General features: G+C 61.0%; 20 protein-coding genes and 1 pseudogene. 10 read left to right on the top strand and 11 right to left on the bottom strand.

The window, feature by feature from the left end; genetic code table 11:
* Positions 1 to 202 precede the first annotated feature (202 nt).
* The 7 genes and pseudogenes from FD678_RS10525 to FD678_RS10495 all read left to right on the top strand — a co-directional run bounded on the left by FD678_RS10525 (position 203) and on the right by FD678_RS10495 (position 9,672).
* Positions 203 to 637 (top strand): low molecular weight protein-tyrosine-phosphatase, encoded by a 435-nt coding sequence (locus FD678_RS10525; protein WP_140722693.1) that lies wholly within the window; start codon positions 203 to 205, stop codon positions 635 to 637.
* Positions 638 to 686: 49 nt separating this feature from the next.
* The gene (locus FD678_RS10520; protein WP_140722690.1) at positions 687 to 2,900 is read left to right on the top strand and encodes a polysaccharide biosynthesis tyrosine autokinase; all 2,214 of its coding nucleotides are present in this window, start codon (positions 687 to 689) and stop codon (positions 2,898 to 2,900) included.
* Positions 2,901 to 3,382: 482 nt separating this feature from the next.
* Positions 3,383 to 4,489 (top strand): annotated as a pseudogene (locus FD678_RS10515) (glycosyltransferase family 4 protein); the annotation flags it as partial.
* A gap of 87 nt (positions 4,490 to 4,576) precedes the next feature.
* Positions 4,577 to 5,989, top strand: a complete 1,413-nt coding sequence (locus FD678_RS10510) for an O-antigen ligase family protein (RefSeq protein WP_140722683.1) — start codon at positions 4,577 to 4,579, stop codon at positions 5,987 to 5,989.
* Positions 5,990 to 5,991: 2 nt separating this feature from the next.
* Positions 5,992 to 7,035, top strand: a complete 1,044-nt coding sequence (locus FD678_RS10505; protein WP_140722681.1) for a glycosyltransferase family 4 protein — start codon at positions 5,992 to 5,994, stop codon at positions 7,033 to 7,035.
* Positions 7,036 to 7,057: 22 nt separating this feature from the next.
* Positions 7,058 to 8,326 (top strand): oligosaccharide flippase family protein, encoded by a 1,269-nt coding sequence (locus tag FD678_RS10500; RefSeq protein ID WP_140722679.1) that lies wholly within the window; start codon positions 7,058 to 7,060, stop codon positions 8,324 to 8,326.
* 110 nt (positions 8,327 to 8,436) lie between these two features.
* Positions 8,437 to 9,672: an ISL3 family transposase gene (locus tag FD678_RS10495; protein ID WP_032972546.1), complete on the top strand. Its 1,236-nt coding sequence runs from the start codon at positions 8,437 to 8,439 to the stop codon at positions 9,670 to 9,672.
* Between the two features lie 75 nt (positions 9,673 to 9,747).
* On the opposite strand, the gene FD678_RS10490 is transcribed toward FD678_RS10495, so the two are convergent.
* Positions 9,748 to 10,881 carry a glycosyltransferase family 4 protein gene (locus FD678_RS10490; RefSeq protein WP_177497734.1) on the bottom strand — a complete coding sequence of 378 codons (1,134 nt, stop codon included), beginning with the start codon at positions 10,879 to 10,881 and terminating at the stop codon, positions 9,748 to 9,750.
* Positions 10,882 to 10,988: 107 nt separating this feature from the next.
* Between FD678_RS10490 and FD678_RS10485 the strand changes: the two genes are divergently transcribed.
* Positions 10,989 to 12,161 carry a glycosyltransferase family 4 protein gene (locus FD678_RS10485; protein WP_140722673.1) on the top strand — a complete coding sequence of 391 codons (1,173 nt, stop codon included), beginning with the start codon at positions 10,989 to 10,991 and terminating at the stop codon, positions 12,159 to 12,161.
* 359 nt (positions 12,162 to 12,520) lie between these two features.
* Here the strand turns inward: FD678_RS10485 and FD678_RS20230 are convergent, their stop codons facing one another.
* Positions 12,521 to 12,745: a hypothetical protein gene (locus tag FD678_RS20230; RefSeq protein ID WP_177497732.1), complete on the bottom strand. Its 225-nt coding sequence runs from the start codon at positions 12,743 to 12,745 to the stop codon at positions 12,521 to 12,523.
* A gap of 50 nt (positions 12,746 to 12,795) precedes the next feature.
* Here FD678_RS20230 and FD678_RS10480 point away from each other — a divergent pair, with 50 nt between their 5' ends.
* The gene (locus tag FD678_RS10480) at positions 12,796 to 14,715 is read left to right on the top strand and encodes a hypothetical protein (RefSeq protein WP_140722670.1); all 1,920 of its coding nucleotides are present in this window, start codon (positions 12,796 to 12,798) and stop codon (positions 14,713 to 14,715) included.
* 226 nt (positions 14,716 to 14,941) lie between these two features.
* Here FD678_RS10480 and FD678_RS10475 read toward each other — a convergent pair whose 3' ends face one another.
* From FD678_RS10475 to FD678_RS10450, 6 genes are all read right to left on the bottom strand, one after another.
* Positions 14,942 to 17,095 carry a YjbH domain-containing protein gene (locus tag FD678_RS10475; RefSeq protein ID WP_140722666.1) on the bottom strand — a complete coding sequence of 718 codons (2,154 nt, stop codon included), beginning with the start codon at positions 17,093 to 17,095 and terminating at the stop codon, positions 14,942 to 14,944.
* A gap of 35 nt (positions 17,096 to 17,130) precedes the next feature.
* The gene (locus FD678_RS10470) at positions 17,131 to 17,922 is read right to left on the bottom strand and encodes a capsule biosynthesis GfcC family protein (protein ID WP_140722663.1); all 792 of its coding nucleotides are present in this window, start codon (positions 17,920 to 17,922) and stop codon (positions 17,131 to 17,133) included.
* A gap of 3 nt (positions 17,923 to 17,925) precedes the next feature.
* Complete coding sequence (locus FD678_RS10465; protein WP_177497730.1) at positions 17,926 to 18,606, bottom strand: YjbF family lipoprotein; 681 nt, start codon at positions 18,604 to 18,606, stop codon at positions 17,926 to 17,928.
* 1 nt (position 18,607) lies between these two features.
* Positions 18,608 to 19,726 carry a polysaccharide biosynthesis/export family protein gene (locus tag FD678_RS10460; protein ID WP_256661908.1) on the bottom strand — a complete coding sequence of 373 codons (1,119 nt, stop codon included), beginning with the start codon at positions 19,724 to 19,726 and terminating at the stop codon, positions 18,608 to 18,610.
* Between the two features lie 77 nt (positions 19,727 to 19,803).
* On the bottom strand, positions 19,804 to 20,124 hold the full coding sequence (locus tag FD678_RS20225) for a hypothetical protein (RefSeq protein WP_177497728.1): 321 nt from the start codon (positions 20,122 to 20,124) through the stop codon (positions 19,804 to 19,806).
* A gap of 63 nt (positions 20,125 to 20,187) precedes the next feature.
* On the bottom strand, positions 20,188 to 20,847 hold the full coding sequence (locus FD678_RS10450) for a phosphatase PAP2 family protein (protein WP_177497726.1): 660 nt from the start codon (positions 20,845 to 20,847) through the stop codon (positions 20,188 to 20,190).
* Between the two features lie 230 nt (positions 20,848 to 21,077).
* Between FD678_RS10450 and FD678_RS10445 the strand changes: the two genes are divergently transcribed.
* Positions 21,078 to 21,491 (top strand): RNA-binding S4 domain-containing protein, encoded by a 414-nt coding sequence (locus tag FD678_RS10445; RefSeq protein ID WP_140722656.1) that lies wholly within the window; start codon positions 21,078 to 21,080, stop codon positions 21,489 to 21,491.
* A gap of 156 nt (positions 21,492 to 21,647) precedes the next feature.
* Here FD678_RS10445 and katG read toward each other — a convergent pair whose 3' ends face one another.
* The 3 genes from katG to FD678_RS10435 form a co-directional block, all read right to left on the bottom strand.
* Complete coding sequence (katG, locus tag FD678_RS10440; RefSeq protein ID WP_140722651.1) at positions 21,648 to 23,900, bottom strand: catalase/peroxidase HPI; 2,253 nt, start codon at positions 23,898 to 23,900, stop codon at positions 21,648 to 21,650.
* An 80-nt stretch (positions 23,901 to 23,980) separates the two neighbouring features.
* A complete protein-coding gene (locus FD678_RS20220; protein WP_177497724.1) occupies positions 23,981 to 24,124 on the bottom strand; it encodes a hypothetical protein in 144 nt (47 codons plus the stop codon).
* 138 nt (positions 24,125 to 24,262) lie between these two features.
* Entirely contained in the window at positions 24,263 to 24,886 is a 624-nt protein-coding gene (locus FD678_RS10435; RefSeq protein ID WP_140722647.1) for a DUF937 domain-containing protein, read from the bottom strand.
* Positions 24,887 to 25,080 lie beyond the last annotated feature (194 nt).

Here is a 25,080-nt window from a genome sequence, read left to right as displayed (position 1 = left end):
GCCAAGTGTGCGGAATTTGCAACGCCGCGCACTTTCCCCTGGATATTGTTCCATCTGTTGGTATTGCAGGAGGCCGGGCTTTCCCGTCGAGGGCCCGGCCTGCCCAGTTGGGGTATCCTTGCGCGCCGTGTCCCGGCCAAGGGGCACGAGAGGGGCCCGCCCATGGCGTACGGGCGACAGACTTACTGGGATTCTTAGATAGGTGTTCAAGAACATTTTGTTTGTCTGCGTCGGCAACATCTGCCGCAGTCCTTCGGCCGAAGCGATGATGCGGCATGCCTTGCAAGGGCGGGATATCCAAGTCTCCTCGGCGGGCCTCGGAGCATTGGTGGGTCGTTCCATCGATCCCACCGCGCAGGAACTGCTGGTGGAGCATGGATTCGATGCAAGTGGACACCGCGCCCGCCAGATCGACTCAAGCATCCTTGCGGCCGCCGACCTCGTGTTGGTGATGGAGCGCAAGCACCTGAAGGCCATCGCCGACCAGGCCCCCGAAGCTTCCGGAAAGAGCTTCCTGCTCGGCAAATGGCAATCCGACCGGGAAATCCCTGACCCTTATCGCCAGCAGCGCCCCGCTTTCGAGCACGTCTACCGCCTCATGGCGGAAGGCGTAGAGAGCTGGCGACGCTACCTTTGACTCCTTCCTTAACCCCCCTTCTCTTTACCTACCGAGCCATCCGCCTGCCATGACGAGCCAAGATCCACGAGCCACCCCTGCTGTCGATGCGGATGAGATCGATCTGCGGCAATTGCTGGGAACCCTGATCGATCACAAATGGTGGATCGCCGGTATTACCGGGCTCTTCTTCGTCGTGGCGGTGGCGTATGCCTTGCTGGCGACCCCCATTTACCGGGCCAATGCCATGGTGCAAGTGGAATCCAAGATTCCCTCGCTGCCGGGGCTGACGGACCTGAGCCAGACCCTGGGCGTGGGAGGTAGTTCCGAGGCCACGACCGAGATCGCGCTGATCACCTCGCGCGCCGTCGTTGGTACTGCCATGGACGAACTCAAGCTGGACGTGAAGGCCGAGCCCTATCGCTTCCCGTTGCTGGGAGGCTACCTCGCGCGCAAGGCGGAGAAGGCGGATCCTGACTCGGTGGCCAAGCCTTGGCTCGGATTCAACAGCTTCGGCTGGGGAGGCGAGAAGCTGGATATCTTCCAGTTCGATGTGCCGGCCCGCCTGCTGGAAACGGATTTCACGCTGACGGCAGGCGATACGCCAGGAAGCTTCATTCTTACCGCCGACGACGTGGATTTGCCTGCGCTGCGAGGCAAAGTGGGGGAACCCACTGAGGGCCATGGCATCAAGATCCAGGTGGCCCAGTTGAAGGCCAACCCGGGCACCCGCTTTCATGTGCGCAAGCTGCGCCGACTGAACGTCATTTCCGACCTGCAAGCCGATATCGTGGTCTCCGAATCCGGGAAGGACTCGGGAATCCTCGCGCTGAGCTACGAGAATGCCGATCCGGCCCTGGCCCAGGAATTCCTGCAGCACGTGGCCCAAGCCTACGTCCGCCAGAACGTGGAGCGCAATTCTGCCGAAGCCTCCGCGCAGCTTGCTTTCGTCAAGGAACAGCTCCCCAATATCCGCAGGCAGGTGGATGCTGCCCAGGAAGCCTTGAGCGCCTACCAGACCAAGGCCAACTCGGTCGACCTGAACCTGCAGACCAAGGGCTTGCTGGACCAGGCCGTCGCCGTGGAGACCAGCATCCAGCAACTGCGCTTGCAGCAAGCGGAGATGGACCGCAAGTTCACCCGCGATCACCCGGCCTATCAGGCCTTGCTGCGCCAGATCGGCGAGCTGGAAGGACGCAAGGCCGGCTTCCAGGGGCAGGTCAAGCAGTTGCCCGAAGCGCAGCAAGAGCTGCTCAAGCTGACCCGCGACATGCAAGTCAGCAACGAGATGTACACCGCGCTGCTGGGGCAAGCCCAGCAGCTGGATGTGGCGCGCGCTGGTACGGTGGGCAATGTGCGCATCGTCGATCCGGCGGCAGTGGACGAGACCGACCCGGTGAAGCCTCGCAAGGGGCTGGTCGTGCTTGTAGGTGCACTGCTTGGAGCCTTTCTTTCCGTCGGCATCGTGCTGCTGAAGCAGATGCTAAATCGGGGAATCGAAGACCCTGCGCACATCGAGGAGTTGGGATTGCCGGTATATGCCTCGATTCCTGTGAGTCCCACGCAAGTGAATGATTCGGTGCGTGGCCGTTTCCGGGCAGACGGCAAGCTTCATTTGCTGGCGATAAACGAACCGGCTGACTTGGCAGTAGAGGCCATTCGTAGTCTACGTACCAGTCTGCATTTCGCCCGCCTAGAGGCGAAGAACAATGTCGTATTGATCTCGGGATCAAGTCCCAATGCAGGCAAGACCTTCGTGTCAGCGAATCTAGCAACGGTAATTGCGCAGGCGGGTCAGCGGGTGCTGATCGTCGATGCAGACATGCGCAAGGGCACGCTGCACAAGGCGCTAGGTGCCTCGCAGTCCCCTGGCTTATCGGAAGTATTGGTTGGCGACGTTCCCGTAGAGCAGGCCATCCGCATATTACCTGGTTTGGAAAACCTACGGTTTATCTCGCGCGGTGATGTGCCGCCGAATCCCTCCGAGCTGTTGATGCACGAGAACTTCACCCGATTGCTGCAACAAGTGACCAAAGAATACGACCTGGTCATCATCGATACTCCCCCAATCCTGGCGGTGACAGACGCCGCAATCATCGCTCATCATGCCGGTACCAGCCTGCTGGTGGCGAGATTCGGCTTGAATCAACCAAAGGAATTGGAGCTGGCGAAAAAGCGTTTCGAACAGAACAACGTTAAGCTCAAGGGAGCAATTCTCAATGCCGTAGAACGGCGTGCAACGGGATATTACAGCTACGGTTACTACGAGTATAAATCCGATTGAGACATCTCTTGCTAATTGCCTGTTGGATGGAATAGCGGTTCTGTTGCATCCACGTGCGGCATAATGCTAAATGCCTCGGCGGATGGCTTGTCGCCTTGATGCGTATAGAAGTCGCTGTCGTTCTGTGTATCAGTTGGTAACGTAACTGCTGTAGCTCTATAAAACCAAGCTCGCTCGATCCCGTTGGGTTCGCGGCGCGTCAGTATGCTTGGTGATAAGGATTAACTTGAATCTTGTAGGCTTGAAAGCATGAAAACTGCAGTTGCTGTTGCCACATGCGAAATATCCAAATTGTTGCTGTTTGCTAAGCATCAAGCTATGGTTGCGTTCGGTATTTATCGGCCTAATGTGAGTGGGGGAATTGCAGATTGTTTTCGCAATCAGAGCTTTGATTGTCTCGTTGTATTAGGTTGGCATGAATCTTATGGGGCCAGTTGCATCGCTTGCGATAGCCCTGATTTGTTTGGAGCGGACTAAAGGTAATGGACATTGCCAAGCTCAGAGTTGCTATCGTTCATGATTGGCTGGTCGTGTACGGTGGTGCTGAACGAGTGCTCGCGGAACTCATTGATCTCTTTCCACAAGCCGATATTTTTAGCACGGTCCACGATTTAGAGAGTAGCAACAACGCCTTCCTAAAGGGAAAGGTCCCCACGACTACTTTCATCCAGAAACTGCCGTTTGGTAAAAAGAAATATCGTAGCTATCTATTATTAATGCCTCTGGCCATCGAACAATTGGATCTGTCTACTTATGATCTGGTGATTAGCTCTTCATCAAGTGTGGCCAAGGGGGTCATTACTTCGCCGAACCAATATCACCTGGCTTACGTGTACAGTCCGGCGCGCTATGCGTGGGATCTGCAACACTCCTACCTCAAGGAGGCGGGCATCGAGACGGGCGTGAGGAGCTGGCTTGCTCGCCTCTTGCTGCACTACTTCCGTATCTGGGATGTGCGTACCTCCGCGAACGTAGACAAATATGTCGCCATCTCTAGCTTCATCGGTGCTCGTATTCGCAAAATCTATGGCAGGGAATCGCAGGTGGTGTACCCCCCTGTAGATGTAAAGGGTTTCACCCCCGGGGGCGCAAAAGAAGATTTTTATCTGACTGCCTCACGCATGGTGCCCTATAAGAAAATTCCACTGATTGCTGAGGCATTCTCGTGCATGCCGGACAAGCACCTGATCATCATCGGTGATGGCCCGGATATGGAGCGTGTCAAAGCGCTGGCCGGCCCTAACGTGAGTGTGCTCGGTTACCAATCTGATGCAGTGGTGCTCGACCATATGCGTCGTGCCAAGGCCTTCGTGTTCGCTGCGGAGGAGGATTTCGGTATCGCACCGCTGGAGGCGCAGGCATGTGGCACCCCTGTTATAGCCTACGGTCGTGGTGGCGCACTGGAGACTATAATCGGCGATGGTGGTTCGCCTACGGGCCTGTTCTTCGGAGAACAGACGGTGGATTCGATCTGTGCGGCCATAGCCCGCTTCGAAGCTATCCATTCTGTCTTCCTTCCGGAGAACTGTCGCGCCAATGCGATGCGCTTTTCTAGGGAGGCCTTTCGCAATAATTTCCTTGCTCAAGTTCATGCATTGCTGCAGGGGAGATGACGCACGCATGCATGCCAACGATCTTGCCAAGCAGAGTAGGCCGGACATAGCTGGAAGGTGGTTATGAGAAAACTGCCGCTTGTCCAGATCATGTTCTTCCTGTTCGTCATTGCTGGGTCCTTTATGGGCTTGTCTGCGATTATTAATTTTGTCTACCTGCCACTTGCATTTATCCTTGGCCTATACTTATTTCGCGTTTCATCGCCCCACTATCTGGGCTTCTGCATGTGGTTGTGGATGCTGACGCCCCTCGTACGGCGCGTGGTCGATTTCAATACCACCTACCACGCCGAGAGTTTGGTGATGCTGGCGCCCTTCCTGGGCAGCTGCATTGCGGCTATGTCGATACCCAAACTGCTGCGCAAGCGCATTTCGGCTTATGTCCTGCCCTACCTCGGGATCATTGCCATCGTACTGTGGGGTTTCGTCATTGGCTTGTTCCAATCCGGCTTGTTCGCTGCTGCCTACGCAGCGCTGACCTGGTTGGGGCCGATCTTTATAGCCTTGCATATCCTCAGCCACCCGGAACTGATTGAGGTCAATACCTCACAAATATTCAAGGCTTTCGAATGGGGCGTGCTCATCATCGGCGTCTATGGCCTTTACCAGTTTTTCTTCTATCCAGCATGGGACGATTACTGGGTGACCAACTCGGCAATGGGCGCCATTGGCTTCGCCGAAGCGGGCAATGTTCGCCTGTTCTCGACCATGAACTCTCCTGGCGTGTTCGCTCTCTTCCTTACCGCAGGGCTAATTACGATATTGCCCAAGCAGGGCATCTTCAAAAACATCGTGTTTTCCGTTGGTCTTGCGGCACTGATGCTGTCGCTGGTGCGATCAGCGTGGCTGTGCTTCCTGATGGGTTTCGTCTTCATCCTGTTCGCAATATCGTGGAAACGCCGCATTCGCTATGTCTTCGGGGCTTTGGTGCTCGCAGTCGTTTCCTTGCCATTGCTGCTGATTGGTCCCATCGCAAATCAGATTCAATCCCGCTTGCAGACCTTCAATAACCTCAGTCAGGATGCTAGTTTCCAGTCACGATCGAATCTCTACGATCAGTTCTCGCAATTCGCGTCAGGCTCCCTGTCCGGCAATGGACTTGGCAGTACAGGCGCTGCATCAAAATTGTCATCCAGTGATTACAGTTCGCTGGATAGCGGCTTGTTGGACCTTATCTATACATTCGGACTTTCTTCAATTGCATTCTTTCTTTGTCTGCTAGGTGTCGCTTACTTTTGTTTCAGGAAGCGCAATAATGGAATTCATGCACAAACGGCCATCGCTATCACGTTCGCGCTGATTTTCCAGTTGCTGATCGCAAACATTCTTTATGCACCGACGGGTGTGTTGTTCTTCGTGTTCTCATCCATTGCCATGCTTCATGGCAGACAATGCATCGAAAGCGCATTGCTTTCGTCTGATCCACGTTATCCAGATTTCAAATTATTCAGGAACATTGAACGAACAAGGTTGTAAGCATGCGAGTAACTTGGTTGGCATTGGAGTGGCCCCGCACGGGTCATCATTCGGGAGGCGTTGGACGTTATGCCGCGCGTCTTGCCGGGCGCACTGCACGATTGGTGGACCTCACTGTAGTAACCTATGAGGGCGCCAAACACATCCCCGGCATTCATTACGTGCTGCTGCCTGCCCCCAATGGGCGCATCAGTCGATATTATATATCGGCAGTGCGCGCGCGTGCCGCCGTGCACTCCACACGACCGGACGTGATCCATGCCCACGGCGACGATTTCCTGCTTGGCGGCAGCGTGCCTATCGTCCGCACCTTCTACGGTTCGTCGCTGAGCGAAGCTCGAGCTTCGCGCGGCCTGCGCCGTGCCAATCACTACATCTTGGGCGCGTTGGAATTGTGGTCGGCGCGATGTGCCTCGGCGCGCCTCGGCATCGCGCCGGAAACCATCGACCTGTTCGATTGCGAAGAACTGTTTCCCCCTTTTCTCGGCACCACATCGGTTGCGCCAAGGCAACCCGCCACGTCACCCACGATTGTTTTCATTGGCAGCTTCTGTGGCCGTAAACAAGGCTGGCTGGCACAGCAGGCCGTTGCCCATTTGCGCGAACACGGCCATCCAGACGCAAGACTGGTGGTCATCGGCCCGCAGGATGATGCTGCCCGATGGGAACCATGGGTCGAACACCGCAGCGGCCTTTCTGACACGCAAGTATCAATGCTCCTTTCGACGGCATGGCTGTTGGTTTCGCCTTCCAGCTACGAAGGCTTCGGCATCCCCATTGTCGAGGCGCTGGCACATGAGGTAGCTGTGGTTGCCCTGCGTAACCCCGGCAGCGAATACATTCATAGCCAAGCCAATGGCGTCGCTCCGCTGCAACTGGCGATGGTGGACGATTTCGTCGTCAAGGTGGAATCACGCATAAGAAAGGGGCCGTTGATCGACGCAGCGGAGATTGCCGGCGCTCAGATCGTGGTTACCAAACTAACCTATGCGGGATCACCGGAACGACTGCTATCCATCTACGAAAATGTATTGAGCACTCGATAGCGCTAACCGTGGAAACAATCTTTTGAAAGGTTTGCTCGCTCTCTTGCGTACCAGCGGTGGCCAGGCGGTCGCATCAAGTGGCGCGGTGCTGTTGCTCACCATACTGACGGGCATCCTCACTGCGCGATTGCTGAAAGTAGAGGACCGTGGCATTACTGCTGCGATTCTTGCGTTGACCGCCGCCCTTGCACAAGTCAGTAGTTCGGGCCCGGCCGAAACCCAGATACTTGCTCCTAAGCGTGGCTACGCGCCAGGCGTCACCGTGAGAACTGCATGGTTATTGGGCAGTGGAGTCGCGGTTGCATTTGCCGTTCCTATGCTGATCTATCTGCACACTTTGACCAAACCCAGTAGCTGGCTGACTTTCTTTGTTGTCACCATCCCGCTGCTTGGCTGCATTGGTCCTCTGTGCAATTTTTTGTTGCTGGGTGACCAACGCTTTACAGCATCGACTATGCTGCGCATGTCGCCCGTGATAGTTCAGGCCATCGCTCTGATCATCATTTGGCAAACAGGCTCGGCCGGCGTTCTTACAGTTATCTCCGGTAGCTGGATTGCCGGCATGATTGCAGGGCTGATCGGGTTAATGCTTGCCAAGCCATGGACCCGGACTGGAGGGACCTTCAAGGAAGATGGACGCAGCCTGCTCAAATTGATGTTTACGTTAGGTGGCTCGCACGCCATTCGCATCATCGGCTACCGCCTTGATCTGATTTTGTTAGGCGTCATTGCCGGTGGCTTTCAAGCTGGAATTTATTCGGTTGCAATCAGTCTGAGTTCCGCAGGGAGTTCACTGACAGCAAACTTGACGCCACTGGTCATGACCCGCAATGCTGGAGAAAATTCGGCGCGCTTTACTCAAGTCAGCAGCCTGGTCGCTGCAATCATAGCGCTTGGCATCGCCGTGACGGGGCCGTTTCTGATACCTCTTGTCTACGGTGGAAATTATCGCCCGGGTTGGCTGTTAATCGGTATACTCGCCATGTCAATGTACGGCTCGTTTCTTTTGGATGCAGGTGGCCGCATTTTCCAACGAGCAGGGTATGAGCACGTTTCGCTTCGCGTCTCTCTGACGGTTCTGTTTATCCAGATCATCGCGATCTCGGCTGGAGCGGCTTGCTTTGGCGGAATCGGCGCGGCCGCCGGTAATCTGATCGCCTATCTGTCTGGGTTGGGAATGCTGTTGATCATGACCCGAAGGCTCCCAGGTACCGAACACGAAAGCTTGTTGCGCCAGCTTTCCCCGGCGATGGGACTCCGCGTCTTTACCGAACGCTTGAATCAAAAATAATCCTGTTCAACGCGGGCCTGGTTGCGTGCCGGAATTCGAGTGAATGGATCAATCGCGCTTCGTGTGGAAGGTGCCTTGCTTGATCGGAGCCTGTGCGGCAGTGTGGCTGGATGGAACCTCTCTTCACGCAGGCTCTGGGCCTGAGTCCGCCTTGGGCGGTGACTTCGGTGGATTTCCGGCGGCCTGAGGGCGCCATCCACTTTGCCGTCGAGTGCCAAGCGCAGCGGCTGGGGTGTCCGGCCTGCGGAGCGGCGGACCAGCCGATCCATGACCGGATCGAGCGCCGTTGGCAGCACCTGCACTTCTTCCAGTTCAAGGCCTTCATCCACGCCGGTCTTCCGCGGGTGGCCTGCACGGCGTGCGGCAAGACCGGCCAGGTCCAGCCGCCATGGGCGCGTCCGGGCTCGGGCTTCTCGCTGGTGATGGAGGCCTTCGTGATCGCGCTGTGCCAGGCGATGCCGGTGGCGCACGTGGCGCGGCTGGTAGGCGTGTCGGATGACCGCATCTGGCGCGTGCTGCGTCATCACGTCGACCGGGCACGCGCACGGGAGGACTACAGCGCGGTCAGGCGCGTCGGCGTGGATGAGACCAGTAGCCGGCGCGGCCAGCGCTACATCACGCTGTTCCATGACGCAGACGCGGGGCGGTTGCTGTTCGCCACGCCCGGGCGCGATGCGGCGACCTTCGAGTCGTTCGTGGCCGATCTGAAGATGCACGGCGGTGATGCGAATGCGATCGGCGACCTGAGCATGGACTTGTCCAAGGCCTTCCAGGCGGGCGCGGCCGCGCATTGCCCGAACGCACGGCTGACCTTCGATCCCTTCCATGTGGTGGCCCTGGCCAGCCGGGCGCTGGACGAAGTGCGCCGGGCCGAGGTCAAGGTTGAGCCAGCGTTGAAGGGCAGCCGCTGGGCGCTGCTCAAGGACGCCCAGCGCTGGAGCCACAAGCAGGTCTGCACCCTGCACTGGCTGCAGCGCAGCAGCCTGAAGACGGCCCGCGCGTGGCGCTTGAAGGAGGCGCTGCGCAGCCTCTACGCGGTGGCTCGCGCGCACGAGGAGGCCAGGCGCGAACTGGATCGCTGGATCGGTTGGGCGCGTCGCTGCCGGCTGCCGTCGTTCAAGCGCCTGGGTGCCACCTTGCGCGAGCACAGGCACGGCATCCTCGAACACTTCCGCAGTGGATTGAGCAACGGCTTCGTCGAGGCGATGAATGCGCAGATCCAGGCTGCCAAGGCCCGGGCCAAAGGCTACGCCACCAACGACAACCTGATCGCGATCGCCTACCTGCTGTGCGCCAAGCTCAAACACCTACCGCGCAATCCATGGCTGAAACCTGCGGCATCATGATCAGGCTCTTTCCACACGAAACGCGAGAGAGCCGAGTGAATCCACGTTTCGACCAGTTGTGCCTTCCGGCTCAAATCAAAGCTGCCTACCTTTGTGGCGCCCGACAGCGGATCGAAGTGCTATCTCCAGTTGTGCACCGACTTGCTCCCAGCGAAATTCTTGTTCAACGCGCTCACGCGCTTGCACACCCAAGGCCTCGGCGAAATCAGAATCGGATAACAACCGGATTAACGCTCGTGCGACCTCGGTGCTGTTTTCCGGATCGACAAGCAAGCCGGTCTTGCCATCGACAACAGCTTCACATGGAGCCCCGATATTGCTTGCAACAGCGGGCAAGCCCCAAGAAGCCGCCTCGATATAAACAATCCCGAATCCTTCGCCGCCGATTTCATCCTTCGGGTAGCGCGCTGGCATCGCGAACACGTGCGCGGCATCCAGCCAACGGTCGCGCTCGGCATCATCGACCGCACCGAGGAACTTTACCGTATCGCCCAGGCCAAGCTGCAATGCGCGGGCCTCAAGTTCGGGCTTGATGCGGCCATCGCCGATCACCACCCATTGCACATCCGGCACTGCTTTGAGAACGGTGGGCAGGGCTTCGATGATCTTGTCGTGGCCCTTGTACCAATCGCGCAGGCGTGCCGTGGTGAGGACGGTAGGTCGCGGTGCCGACTTATTACCCGCCCGGGGCGGCACTTCCACGCCCGGATGGATCACCGACACCGGTGCCGGCAATTGGCCACTACAAGCATCGACCATCAGGCCGCGAGTGAATTTGCTGACGGCCACACCGGCATTGGAGCGGCGCATCGTCCAGGCAGTCATGCCGGGACGACCCGCGACTTCCTTGCCATAGGTGTAAAGCACGTTCGCGGCGCGATAACGCCTGGCCAGCCATGCCGCCGCAGGCCCAGACACGACATGGCCATTGAGGATCACGTCGGGCCGCCAGTCCGGCGCCCGCAGGACCGCGGAAACGTTGAACAGCACATTACGCAGGACTGCCCGCTTGCTGATGACAGGCACGCGAGTGATGACCTGATGCTGGCTCCTGTCGAAAACTGCTGCACCGGGATGATCCAGGGTGAGCACGCGTACTTCGGCACGCGGCATGGCCAAGGTGATGCGATGCAAGAGGCGCTGGATGCCCCCATGCGCTGGCGGGTAATCTGGGGTAATGAGGAGAACTCGCAGCGCGCGATCCTTCAAGGGAGTATTCGACATGAAGCCTCGGGAGAAAGTACTTTTACTCTACAGTATAGTCCAAGCGTTGCCTTAGTTCCCTGTATTTCGACTCTCTTCACATGCCCAATCACATGCAACACGCATCCATCCTCTTCGTCGACCAAAGTGGGGAAATGGGAGGGGCAGAACTGTCGTTGTTCGACATCGCCCGCCACCACGCGCGGGATAGCAAAGTCATTCTGCTGTCCGACGGTTTATTCCGCGAACAGCTACGCGCAGTCGGCGTCGATGTTGAGGTGCTCGCACTCGGGTTGGCGGGCAGGGTCGAGCGCGACAGTCGGTTAAGCAACGCGCTTTCCGCCATTCCTTCGCTACTGAAAAACGCGTTGGGTCTGGCCAGGCGGGCTCATTCGCACGACTTGCTTTACGCTAACACGCAGAAGGCTTTCGTCGTTGCTGCGCTCGCCTCAGCCATTGCGCGCAAGCCGCTGGTTTGGCATCTACGGGACATCCTTACCGCCGCGCATTTCTCACCCGGCTTGCGTAGGCTTGTCGTCGCCCTGGCCAATCGTTTTGCGACTTGCGTGATTGCCAATTCACAAGCCACCGCCGATGCCTTTCGTTTCGCAGGCGGAAATTGCGCCGTCCACGTGGTTCACAACGGCATCGATCCTGCGCCTTTCGATGCCATTGATCGCGATGGAGCGAGACAGGCCTTGCGCAGGGAACTTCGCAGCGGCTCGGCGCCGCTGGTCGGGGCATTCAGTCGCTTGGCCGAATGGAAAGGGCAGCACGTGCTGGTCGAGGCCATGCGCGATCTGCCTGAAGTGCATGCAGTCTTCGTCGGCGGTGCGCTGTTCGGCGAGGACGCCTACGAAGCCAGGCTCAAGCGACTTGCGATGGACCTTGGCGTATCAGAGCGTTGCCATTTCCTCGGCTTCCGGCGCGACATTCCCGCTCTGATGGTTGGCGTGGATATCGTGCTGCACACTTCGATTACTCCCGAACCCTTCGGGCGCGTGGTGGTCGAAGGCATGCTTTCGGGTAAGCCTGTGATCGCCACCGAAGGCGGCGGCATCAACGAGATCATCGATGACGGCAACACCGGGCTGCTGGTACCTCCCGGCGATCCGCAAGCATTGCATGCCGCCGTCCGGCAACTCCTCGATGTGCGCGATCGAGCCATGGTGCTGGCAGAGCGCGGCAGGGTCGAGGCGCATCGGAAATTCTCGCTAAGGGCTTGTCTGGCGGGCGTGGACGCCGTTATTGCTGGGGTCATGCGCGCGCCGCGCGCCATGCCTTGATCGAAAAGCATCCAAAGCAGCATTTCGAGCAATGATGGCGGCTTTCCTGGCGTCGAGCAGCTTGCGCAATCGCGTGTTGTCGCGGTTGAGCGTCTTCACGCTATGGGTGCGCACGAAGACCGAATGCCCCACAGTTCGATGGCATGCCGCTCAATTTCTTGCGCGCTGCTCCCACTCCGCGCAGCGACCATGCCTGGCCGGAGCTGATATTGACGTCTCAACGATAGCTGCCGGCACTCCGGGCAGGCGCTGGAACAAATAACCGACAATGGGCATGTCATTGAGTTCGCGCCCCAAATCGAGGGTGCCAGGCTCGATCGTTTCGACGCCATGCTTGAGGTGATCGACCAGCTTCGGGGTCAGGAAGTTGCCGGCTTGGCCGGCGGCGGAGTGCTTTCATCGAACAGGCCCTCCGGGGTATCGCCGCACACGCTCGCGCTGCTGGTCAGCAACACGCAGTCCGGGTGGGGTAGGGCAAATGAAGAGCAGATGACCAGACGGACTTCGTCATGGTTCCGCTTCCGGCCGATCATCGGTAAAGTCGATGACGCGCAATGCATCAGGTGCTCCATCGAGTTTGCCATAGAGCAAGCATGCGGCCTTATCCCAACGCCTTGGGGCGGAGGATTTCGCGATGACTCGTAATTCTATCGTTGTGCGCCAATGCATGGGTGCCGCCCTGCTGGCCGCAGTTCAGCTGAATTTCTTGTTGTCTGGCAACGCCACTGCGCACGCACAGGAGTATGCTTCTGGTCGTCTGCGCCCTTACATCGTTCCCGATCAGCTCGATCTCCCCATGCCGAAATGGTCCGCGACCATGCAGCCATGGCGAGCCTATGCGCAAACGGTCCCCGCCGTGAACTATCTGCGCGGACTTGGCATCATGTGGGGGAGCATGCCGCAGAGCATGACTCCGGACGCGATGGCCAGCCTGCTGCAAGACGCCGGATTCAGCCGCGTGCGCTACGAGTTGCAATGGGGCGCCGTCAAATGGGATGAGTCTGGTTTTGCCCCCGATCAGCAGGCCGCACTTAATGCCTCGATGGCCGCTTTCCGTGCGCACAAGCTGCGGCCATTGATTCTGCTCAACGCACATCATCTGCGGCCCTGCCCGATAAAGGACATTCGCACTGTCACGTTGAAGCAAGCCGCGCCAGCGGGTGCGAAGAACCTCGAACTTGTCGATGATCTTTCCGACATGCCCGCCTGGAAGACCGAAATCCTGTCGGTCACCACTTCCAGGCAGGCAGGGCCGTTGCTCACTTCACTGGACAAATCCGGCCTTGTCAAACTCTCTCGTCCTCTTGCCAATGCCTTGCCAGCTGGCGCCAAAATCACTGTCGGCACGCTCAAGTACCTTCCCCTCTATCCGATGGGAACTCCGCAGTACAACGAGACCATGGAAGGCTGGAACAAATACGTCGCACTGGCCGTTGATGCGGTTGCCAAGGCTTATGGTAGCAATGATTTCGACGTCGAGATATGGAACGAGCTTGGCTTTGGTTCCAACTTCCTGGACATCAACAACTACACAGACGGAAATGCCGTCCCCAAAGCACCGAAAGATCCCCTGCGCCGAGGCGGATCGGACTGGATCCTGGCTAGCAATGCGGTGGACATAATCGGGAAAAGCCATCCAGGAGTGAAAGTCATCTGGGGATTTTCGAGTATCACTTTCTTCCATACTCCGATAGCCGAATTGCCCCCCGGAATTGCGGGCCAGAGTTACCATCCATATAACGCAGGCCCAAGCTGTATGCCTAAAGCCGCGGAAAACCGCCTGCAATACAGCGCAGACTCGTTCGTACCGAACTTCTGTTTGGCGATTCCTGAAGGGATTACCGCTACTTTCCAGAAAACAGAGTCGCTGTTTCGACTGGTCAATCCAATCGCGCGCGAGAAGAAGCCGAATCGTTCGGTGACATTCGATCACTACATCACTGAGCACGGTGAAGCCGCATCCGATTTTGGCCTCGATGGTGTCCAAGCACAGCGCATGAAGGCCAAGTTCGAATTACGGGCACCTGTTTTCTGGCTGAACAAGGGAATCAAGGGCTTCTACACCTATCAAGCCTACGATGATGCCAATACTGGCTTTGGCCTGCTTTCTGCGAGCAGCCTGCAGAATTCCATCGTGCTCGCCTCGCTCAAGCGAATGACGCGTGAATTCTCGGGGGCTACTGAAATTAGATCACCACGACAGCTTGGTTTCGAGTATTCATCGGTGCAGGCTTCCCAAGCCGCAATTACATACGATAAGGGGCAGGCGGCGCTGACGCATCAGGATCTTGTCCAAGTCCTCCCTTATCAAATCGATGATAGTCGCTTTGTAATCCCAATGTACGTGATGGCATTTGGATTTCCAACTGATCTGCCGCCGGAAAGTTTCGATTTCAAGATCAATGGAGTGCGTGGGCAAAGTGTTAAGGTCAAACTCTATGATCCATTGCTTGATAAAGACGAGCCGGTTTCCATCATATCACGATCTAATAATGCGATAACCGTACGTCTTGCGCTGACCGATTCGGTGCGTTTGCTTAAGCTTGTGGAATAGGTGTAGTCGCGTAGTATGATGACCACTGAAATCCAGATAAAGTCGCGATTAATGTCCCAATATTTAGGTGTGTCATTGGAGCGACTTCGAAGCGGATCATGCATTCTCGCTGAGGTAATCGCTGGCTATCGCCTGGCCTCGACTGACCACGTGCCGAATCCTTGAGGATGCAGGTTGATACCTATCTAGAAAATCGTGAATTAGCAGGCATTGGTTTGATTTTCAGTTATCTATCGATCTTGCCCAGATTCTCATAGAAGAACCACTCGTCGCGCTCGCTCGTAAGCGAATACAACGAATACTTGCGAGCCAGCATGGACCCGCCATCACGAATCAGGGGTTGCCACATCAGGGTAGCGCGGGAACGGGTCGAACGGGGCAGGACCAGGTCGAACGGGATCGAGAAGTAGATGCCCTTGTCGAAGCTGCCTTCGCCGAACTCCTCCGAGGAGATGTTGGTCTTGGTGGCGTACGCCCCCATCGTCACACCATTGGAGAAGGTGCGGGCCACGTCCAGCGTGGCGCCCCAGTCCCCTGCCAGGTAACGACCCGCGCTGAGCGCGGCCAGCACGCGGTGTTCGCGGCCGAAGGCATAGTAGAGCGTCGTGTGTCCGGTGGTGACACTGTAGTCGCGCAGGCCGAAGTGCTGGTCGTAGTCGCGCTGCCTGACGCGATTGATGTTGGCGCTCACGGCCCAGCGTTCGCCCATCGGCCGGTACAGCAGTTCGCCGCCCACGCCGGCGTACATCCATTCCAGGTATCCCGCGTAGGCCATGCCATACAGGTCGCGGCCCAGCTTGCCGGCAGTGGTCAGCTGCAGGTTGGGCAGGGTGACGTCCGAGGTCGTCATGTACTGGCGCAAGTCGGTGCGGACGCGTGGCAGCTTGCTCGGGGCGTCGTACTTGAACTTGTCGTAGTTGTTGAGCAGGTTGCCGCTGGCGGTACCGGTCAGCCAGGTGTTGCGGTTGAAGAACCAACTGGCCGAATAATTGGCGGAGATGCGGTACAGGATGAAGGCGTCCGGGCCACCCAGGTTCTGGTTGTAGCTGAGGTTGAAGCCGCCGCCGAAATGGCGGAGCGGGGCGCGATAAAGCACGTCAGTGCTGCGCTCTGCCGGGGCGTTGAGTTCGGTGCCCAACTTGAGTTGGTCCAGGTCGATGCGATGTTCCGCGTAATCGACGAACTTCTCGCGATTGATGCTGGTTTCCGCGATGGGCATGCCCAGGCGCTTGTCGATAAGGGTGAACCACTCGATGTCGGCGGGCGAGGCATTGTCCAGGATGCGTGCGCTGCGCCCCAGGCCTTGTGCCGGGTAGAAGTATCGCAGCTGCTGTCCGGTGACGAACAGTTCCGATCCCCGGCGCGAGATCTCCTCGACCTGTATGCCGGCGTTGTTGCGCAGCCGGCGGGCCACGTCTTCCCAGTCGGGCGCGGACGTCGCGGTGATGGTGGAGGCCTGCATGGCCGGCCGCCCGGACAGGGCCTGGTTGCTGACCGCCGCACTGCGCTGCAGGGGTTCGGGCGGTACGTCCAGCGGCTTGGGGGCCCTCGGCGAATGACCCGGGTTGCTGCGGAAGGTGACCGCGAACATGGCCGTGTTCCCGCGTTCCCAGCCGGCAGCGAGCTGGATGTTGCGGTTGAGCATGAACACCGCACCAAGGTTGAGCGGCGTGTCCTGCTTCTGGTTGTTGTTCTGCGGCTCGTGCTTGTAGTCGTTGCCGTCGTATTCGAGTTTCAGCTGGAGGCGGTCCCAGGGCGTCTGGTACACGATGCCGCCGAATACGCCGACGCGGCCGTGGAACATGCTCTTTCCGCTCAGGTTGCCCCATTCTCCCGTGGCGGTCGGGCGGGTCTTGAAATCCTCGTCGATCCAGCCGAGCGGGTTGCCGAAATCGCCGCGGTTGCCGATGTAGCCGGTCGCCAGGCCCAGGCTCGCGTCGATGGGGCCGAGACGCTTGCTGGCGACCAGGTACTCGCTGGAGAACAGGCCGGTGCCGCCCACGTCGCGCATGCCGAAGGCGATCTCGGGGACCCAGCGGCTTTCCCGCCAGAGCCGTACCTTGAAGTCGATCGACTTGTCCTTGTAGTTCTGGTCGCCGCTGAGGGATTCGGGGCCATAACGGCGATTGCTGACGTTGATGTAGCGGAACGCGCCCTCCAGCCAGGGAAACGGCTGCATGACCAGGTTGTACCGGCTGTAGGGCGAAGTATGCGAGGCGGTGAAGGCGATCTCGCCCTCATCGGCCATGCGGGCCGTTGGCGTCTGCAGCAGGCCGATGCCGCCCCAATCGCTTGCGGTGGGCGCGGGAGCTTGTTGCGCATGAACGACGGTGGCCGTGGCCATGGCCAGCAGGCTCAGGGTCAGGCGCGCCAGGCGCATGCCGGTTCGACGGTGCGGATGGGAAGGCTGCAGGATCAAAGGCTGGCTCCGGGCGCCGGCAGAACTTGGGTTGCGAGGAACTCGGCGAACTGTCGGTTGAACTCGGGATCGACGGTACGCGTGGCGTACTCGGTCAGCGGGACGTAGAGGATTGCGCCAGGCGCCAACGGCTGTGGCGGGCTGCGGTTCCAGAGCGCGATGCCGGCGACCTGGACGTTGCCGTCGGGCTGGACGATGTAGGCGGTATCGCGATCGGCTGCGGGGTTGCCTGGGCATGCGCGCAGGTAGGCGAGCACGTCCTGCTCGGGAACGTGTTGCAAGGCGCAGGGTTGGACTACTGCGCCGACGACCTGCACCTGGGTCGGGCGAACCGGATAGATCACCCGGTCGCCCTCGAAGGCGACCGGGTTGTACTTGGGCTGGATCTGCAGCAATCGCAGCTCCAACAATTGGCGTGGCGCCCGGCCCGTGACCGGCAGCGACTCCAGCCATGCCGACAAGGTGGCCGCAGTGTCGGAAATCGCTTTGTCGCCACTGTTGGCCAACTGCTTGAGGTCGTATTGCAGCCCGGCCTTCAGGCGTACCTGTTCGGTGAGCGCCTGCCGGCGCAGCAACGCGGCGCCCAGCACGTAGGCATCGGCGCCGGGGCGGGCGGCGGCTATGGCCTGGTCGATGCGTGCTTTGGCCGGGAGCTTGTAGAGCCCCGGCGCCCGGACCGCGCCCTCCACGCTTACGCCAATGGAGTCGGTCGAAGATGCTGTCTGGGCCGCCGCGGGAACCGCGGACAGGCAAAGCAGCGCGAGGACGGCCAAACGGGGTAGCGGCATTGGTCAGGAATTCGCGGGCAGGTAGGGCTTGAGTTGCTCGATCTCTACGGTTTGGCCGGGAGCCAGGTATTGCCGGCTCTTCCAGATGAAGCCGTTCTGGTCGGCCCAGTACACGTTGGTACCGGATATGCCAGGGCCTTCCAGGGTCTCCTCGTAGCGCACCAGCTGCAGCGTGCGGTTCGGCAAGGTCACGGACTCCGTACCGATCCGGCGCAACTCTCCGGTGACGGGAACGTCGTAATGGTAGCCGGGCATCCAGTCGTAACGCCGCTGGACCTTCGCCGGACCTTCCAGCCGAGCCAGGTTGCGGAACGGATCTTCCCCCTCCACGCGCACATTGCTGTTGCGTCGCGAATCGGACATGCCGCTCAGCAAGCCGTTGCTCTGCAGGTAGAGCACGGCTTCGCGGCCTGCCATCCAGGCTTGGCGGCCTTCGTCGACATAGCCGAGGATCAACACCCCGCTGATATCGGAGGAATGCAGCAACAACTGGGGGTACGGAACGGCATCGACCTGTTGCGCCGTAGGCGTGATGTCCTGGCGCTTGAAGGCCAGCCGGATCGCATCGGTCGTTGCGCGGCTGACCGAAGTGCAACCGGCAACGACGAGCATCGCCATCGCGATCGATGCGCCGAACCCGATCCGCGCCAAGGTGGAAAGAGACTGCCGGCCCCCGGCTTTCATGTCAGTTGTCCAGGTCGTTCTTGGCGCTGGCCGCATTGGAAATGATGCTGGTGAACGGCAGCAACTGGTTGATGAAGCGGCTCCAGCGCGTCACGCCGGCAGCCCCGACGAAGATCACGTCGCCCGGCTGGACCTGGAACTGGCTGGCCACGGCGAATGCCGTCGGGGAGCGGGCCTCCAGCTGATAGACCACGGACGGGTGCTGCTGCAGGTCGCGGCTGCCGCGGATCACGTAGACCGCATCGGCCTTGGCCGTGGTTTGCGCGAGGCCGCGGGCGCGGCCCAGGGCCTGGCTCAGCGAGATGTCGTTGGTGCGGAAGCTGTAGGCACCTGGCAAGTTGACCTCGCCGACCACGAATACTTCCTTGCGGTCCAGATATGGCACGTAGATGTTGTCGCCGTCTTTGAGATATATCCGGCGCCCGTGGCTTTGCTGGGAGAGACTTTCCAAGTCCAGCTCATAGGTGATGCCGTCGCGGGTAAGCTTGATTCCGGAAAGATCGGCTTCGGCCGGATTTAGGCCGGCTTGACTAATGGCATCGCCCAGTGTCAGCGGGACGACAGTCAACGGTACCGTGGTCGAACGCTCGGCTGCACCGGTAATCCAGATGCGATGGGCGGCGTAGGTCAGCACGGCGACATCTATCTGTGGTGCCTCAATGTACTTGGTTAGGCGCTGGCCGATTTCATCGCGCAATTCCATCGGCGTCTTGCCAGCCGCTTGGACTTTGCCGATGTAGGGATAGAACAACGAGCCATCGGCCTGGACCAGGCGTCCGGCCATCGTGGCTTGTTGCTGGGGACCAGCGGGAACGGTCAACTCGGGATGGTCCCAGACCGTGATGTAGAGCGAGTCGCCCGGGCCGACGCGGTAGGGCTCTGGCTGGTACTCGAGCAAGGCCGACGGCAACGGACCGGCTTGCTGTGCGGCCCGATCCATCGCGATCAGCTTGGGCGTGATCGGGATCAACTCCAGCTTGCCGTCCTCGCTGGTGGGTTGTTCGCGGCTGATGTCGCTGTTGCGCAAGTGTTGGCCGGGGGCCCAGATGCAGCCTGACAGGGACAGGGCGGTCGCCAACGCGGCCGAAATACGGAGGTAGGTCATCGGAGTCTTGTTCATGGGTGGACGCCAGACATAAAAAAACCCTCGCCAAGCTGCGCCCGGCGAGGGCCTCTTGATTTGCGTGACGAGCTGGATCAGCCGCCGGTGCCGCCAGTACCACCCGTGCCGCCGGTACCGCCCGTGCCCGGGCCACCCGGGTTGCCCGGACCACCCGGACCGCCCGGATTGCCGGCATCGTTCTCGTTGCTCGAGCTGTCGCCGACGACGCTGTACAGCACGGCGGCAGCGGCCACGCCGGAGTAGATCCAGGCAGCGGTGTTGATGGTCGAATAATCGGCAGCAGCGGCACCCGCCGGTTGCGGAGCGGCGCCGGTGTCCTGGTTGTCCTGCTGGGGAGCGGCCCACACGGGCGCCGACAGAGCCATGGCGATGGCCGTGACGATGAGTTTCTTCATGAGTGGCTCCTGAAAATCCGTATGGGAGAGATTGACACTCGGCAGGTTGGCGTAAATTTCGAACTATGTCAACGGGTTGATGCGTTCCTGGGCAGGCTTGGCTGAATGCGTGTGCAGCCAGTCGCGGGTATGGATCTCATGTCGGCCTGAGATCGCCTTGGCCACGGCGATCACCGCGCCGTGGGTGCTCAACGAAGAGGGCAGCGCCAGGATCAGGACGACCACCGCCGAAGGCGCCGCCGCCAACCAGCGCCAGGCCGGCAACGGAGGCCTGTGCCATGGCCAATGGCACAGGACCAGGATCGAGCCGCCAGCTCCCAGGAGGAATCCGCCGACGACTTCGGAGAGCGAATGGGCCTGGAGCGGAAGCCGGGACCAGGCGATGAACGCGGCCAGTGCGAAGCCGGCCAGGGGAAGCCCGCGCGCGGCCTTCCGGCCGGTGCCCAGCACGGCGAACAGGAGCGGGTAGATGCAGGCCGACATCGCGGCGTGGCCGCTGAATCCGGTGAAATCGAGCGCAGCCGAGCCGATGCCCCAGCCCATGAAGGCGATCTTCGAGGCCAGCACCACCATCGAGGTCGACAGGATCGCAAGACCCACGTGCACGGTGGTCCGCCCAGGCAAGGTCCTGGAGTGCCAGGCGATGGCGATGAGCAGGGTCGCGGCGGGCAGCAGCCATTTGCTGTTGCCCAGTTCGGTGACCCAGGTCCAGGCGTGGGGCATGCGGGTGGATCGAAGAGGTGGCCGCCGAGCATAGGCGGTACGGCATGGCTGGAAAATGAGCAGGACGACGGGCGGCCGACACTTCGTGACGTTTGGAGCCTTGATTGATGCCGGCCGATGCCGCATTTCGCGTGCAGGATCATCCGGGTGGAGGCGATGGTCCCGGTCGTGCCGCCAACGATGCGGGCGGGGCGATCCGGTCAGGACGCATCGCGATCCCCGGGAAATGAATGTCAGCGACTGAACAGGTACAGGAAAGCGTCACGGTCAGGCTCGATGTATGGCTTTGGGCGGCGCGCTTCTTCAAGACGCGGAGTTTGTGCAAGCAGGCCATCGAGACGGGCAAGGTCGAGGTGGGCGGGCAGCGGCCCAAGTCGTCGCGCGCCGTCCGGATCGGCGAGCAGGTGCGCATCAGCCGGGGCGACGAGGTGTTCGAGATCGTCGTGCGCGGGCTCAGCGAGCAGCGGGGGCCGGCATCGGTGGCGCAGCAACTGTATGAAGAAAGCGAGGAATCGCGTGCGCGGCGGGCCGAGGCGCGGGCGCTGCGCGCCGCCGAGCGCACCGGCTACCAGCCGCCGGAACACCGGCCTGACAAGCGCGCGCGGCGCCTGATCCGCGCGCTGGGCGACATCGACGCGATGTAGGAGCGCACGAACGGGCGGGGTACGCCCGGGCCGCCATGCGGCGGTACCGGAAGCGCCTGCAGGTCCGGTAAGCGCTGATCTCGCATTGGACGCAGCAAAAAACGCCCCGGCCAGGCCGGGGCGTTCCCGTTGCTCCCTTTGCCGAGGGATCCGTGGTCAGGCCAGGTCGAAGCGGTCCAGGTTCATCACCTTGGTCCAGGCCGCGACGAAGTCGTGGACGAACTTCTGCTGCGCATCCGAACTCGCGTAGACCTCGGCCACCGCGCGCAGCACCGAGTTCGAGCCGAACACCAGGTCGACGCGCGTGCCCGTCCATTTCGGCGCGCCGGTCTTGCGGTCGCGGCCTTCGAACACCTCGCGTGCCGGCGAGGTCGGCGCCCATTCGGTGTTCATGTCGAGCAGGTTGACGAAGAAGTCGTTGCTCAATACCCCGGGCCGGGCGGTGAACACGCCATGCCGGGAGTCGCCGACGTTGGCGCCGAGCACGCGCAGGCCGCCGACCAGGACCGTCAGTTCCGGCGCGGTGAGCGTGAGCAGTTGCGCGCGGTCGATCAGCAGGTGTTCGGCCGGCACCACGTAACGACCCTTGAGGTAATTGCGGAAACCGTCCGCGAGCGGTTCCAGCGGCGCGAACGAATCGACGTCGGTCTGTTCCTGCGAGGCGTCGCTGCGGCCCGGCGAGAATGGCACCTCGATCGGCACGCCGGCCTTCTGCGCTGCCTGCTCGACGCCCACGCCGCCCGCGAGCACGATCAGGTCGGCCAGCGAGACCTTCCTGCCGCCGCCCTGCGCGGCATTGAACTCGTTCTGGATGCCTTCGAGGGTCTTGAGCACGCTCGCGAGCTGCTGCGGCTGGTTGACGGCCCAATCCTTCTGCGGCGCCAGGCGGATGCGCGCGCCGTTGGCGCCGCCGCGCTTGTCAGAGCCTCGGAAGGTGGAGGCGGAAGCCCAGGCGGTCGAGACCAGTTGCGGGATCGTCAGCCCCGACGCGGCGATCTTCTGCTTGAGCGAGGCGATGTCCTCGGACGTGACGAGCGGATGGTCGACCGCGGGGATCGGATCCTGCCAGATGAGCTCCTCGGCCGGCACCTCGGGGCCGAGATAGCGCGCACGCGGGCCCATGTCGCGGTGGGTCAACTTGAACCAGGCGCGCGCGAAGGCGTCGGCGAACTGGTCGGGGTTTTCCATGAAGCGCCGCGAGATCTTCTCGTAGGCCGGATCGAAGCGCAGCGACAGGTCGGTCGTGAGCATGGTCGGGCGCCGCTTCTTCGACGGATCGTGGGCGTCCGGGATGACAGCCTCCGCATCCTTGGCGACCCACTGGTGCGCGCCCGCAGGGCTCTTGGTCAGCTCCCACTCGTACTTGAACAGGTTCTCGAAGAAGTGGTTGCTCCACTGCGCCGGCGTCTGGGTCCAGGTCACCTCCAGGCCGCTGGTGATCGTGTCGCCGCCCTTGCCGGTACCGAACTTGTTCGACCACCCCAGGCCTTGCTGCTCCAGTTCGCCGGCTTCGGGCTCGGAGCCCACGTTGTCGGCCGGGCCGGCGCCATGGGTCTTGCCGAAGGTGTGTCCGCCCGCGATCAGGGCGACGGTCTCCTCGTCGTTCATCGCCATCCGGCCGAAGGTGTCGCGGATGTCCTTGGCGGCCAGCAGCGGGTCGGGATTGCCGTCCGGGCCTTCCGGATTGACGTAGATCAGGCCCATCTGCACCGCGGCAAGCGGGTTTTCGAGATCGCGCGAATGCACGTCGCCATCGGCGGCGTTGTCGGTCACCAGCACGCCTTCGTCGCCGGGCTTGTCCACGCCTTCCGAGCCGTGCGCGTAGCGGACGTCGCCGCCCAGCCAGGTGGTCTCGCGGCCCCAGTACACGTCCTGGTCGGGTTCCCAGGTGTCGGGACGGCCGCCGGCGAAGCCGAAGGTCTTGAAGCCCATCGATTCCAGCGCGACGTTGCCGGTCAGGATCATCAGGTCGGCCCAGGAGATCTTCTGGCCGTACTTCTGCTTGATCGGCCACAGCAGGCGGCGCGCCTTGTCCAGGCTGACGTTGTCCGGCCAGCTGTTGAGCGGGGCGAAGCGCTGTTGTCCGCGACCGCCGCCGCCACGGCCGTCGCCGATGCGGTAGGTGCCGGCGCTATGCCAGGCCATGCGGATGAACAGCGGCCCGTAGTGGCCGAAGTCCGCCGGCCACCAGTCCTGGGAATCGGTCATCAGCGCGTGCAGGTCGTTCTTGAGCGCCTGGTAGTCGAGCTTCTTGAACTCCTCGGCGTAGTTGAAGCGCTTGTCCAGCGGATTGGACTTGTCGGAATGCTGGTTCAGCAGGTCCACGCGCAGCTGGTTCGGCCACCAGTCCTTGTTCGTGGTGCCGCCACCGGCGGTCTGGTGGAAAGGGCACTTGGCTTCGGTTGTCATGGCTTCTCTACCTGGTTCGTACGCACTTGGGTGACCGCTCGGTATCCGGTCCGGGAGCCGGGCACCGGGGAACGGATGTTTCAGTCGTGGCGCTGCAGCTGTACCGGATCGGACAACGACGGGGCGTGCGGGGCGGGCATGGGCCAAGCGGGTGCGGCCGCCGGAGCATGATGGAAGATCACGGCATCCGGAGAGTTGGCAAGACGATCGATCGGCGGGCTCATGGCGGGCTCCTCACGGTGCAGACACGATAAGGAACGCCGATCGTTTGTTGAATTCGAATAATTTGAATATTTCAATAGTTCTCGGCTATGGCATGGAGGCGCTCGCCATGCGGCGCCTCCAGCCCAGAACAGCCGAGCCTAGCGGTTGCCGCCCAGCAGGCTGCCGCCGATCTTCAGCAAGTCGCCGACGCCGAGCTGGCCGTCGCCATCCTGGTCCAGTACCTGCCCGAGCAGGCCGGACACGCTGCCGTCGGCGCGGGCCTGCTGGTGCTCCTGGCCGAGCGCCTGACTGAGCTGGCCGACACTGCCGCTGCCGCCGCCAAGGAAGCGCTGGGCGAGGAAGGACATCACGATCGGTGCGAGGATCTGCAGCAACTGCCCGGACTTGCCGCTATCCAGGCCGGTCGCCTGGCCAAGCCCGCTGGCGGCCTGCTGGGCGTCGCCGCCGAAGATGTGGCCGAGGATGCCGGCGCCGTCGGTCTGTGGCGTCGAAGCGCCGCCGAGCACGGAACCCAGCAGGCCGCCCAGGTCGAGACCGCCGGCGGACGCGCCGGCATGGTCGCGTTGCAGGGCGCCGAGCAGGGCCTGCGCGCCTTCCGGCTGCTGGGCATTGCGGCCCAGCGCGCCGAGCAGCAGCGGCACCGCGCTGGAAACGGCGGATTGCGCCTGGTTCGGGTCCACGCCCAGTTGCGAGGCGATCTGCTGGATCCCGGAACCTTGCAGCTGCTGCAGCAGGCTGCCGGCAAGCGAGGGGTTGTTCATGGCGTTTCCTGGGCGATGCCGGGGACGGCGGGACACCGAGCCTAGCAGAACGGCATGTCGCCGGAACGAAGGGCCAGGGGCGTTGTCATGGCTGCCCGGAGCGCCTGGGCGAACGCTTGGCGGCGGGTCCCGAGAGGTCGCCGGCGGGCCGGTGCCGGCCTTCGTTGCCGGGTCCGGCGCCTGCATGTCGAGGC

The organism is Pseudomonas sp. Hp2 (genome assembly GCF_006386585.1).
Classification (GTDB): Bacteria; Pseudomonadota; Gammaproteobacteria; order Xanthomonadales; family Xanthomonadaceae; genus Pseudomonas_S; species Pseudomonas_S boreopolis.
This window is presented reverse-complemented; position numbering and strand designations above follow the sequence as displayed.